Annotated in this window: 1 protein-coding gene; it reads right to left on the bottom strand. The window is 65.3% G+C overall.

The window, feature by feature from the left end; genetic code table 11:
- Window positions 1-291: zinc-binding dehydrogenase (locus ACYQ8K_RS30280; protein ID WP_459975084.1), on the bottom strand; the 291-nt coding region annotated here is incomplete at both ends.

The following is a 291-nucleotide window of genomic DNA, read 5'->3' as shown; positions in this document are numbered from 1 at the left end:
AACGATACACCGTGCCCAACAACTCGGAAACGGCCGCCGGCTGGCTTGCCGCCATCAACGCCAGGTCGAGGTAGTGGAACGTCAGGTTGTGCCGGAACGGGAAGAGCTCCATGCGCGTATTGGCGTACACGTCGCGCTTGCCGATCTCGACGAAGCGGCCACCGACCGCCAGCAGCTGGATTCCGGCGCTCTGGCCGGCACCAGACTCCGAGTTGAGCACGATGTCGACGCCGTAGCCGTCGGTGTCGCGACGGATCTGCTCGGCGAACTCGGCGCTGCGCGAGTCGTAGA

The sequence above is a fragment of the Mycobacterium sp. MUNTM1 genome (assembly GCF_054660795.1).
Note: the sequence above shows the minus strand (reverse complement) of the source record. Positions and strands in the feature narration are given on the sequence as shown.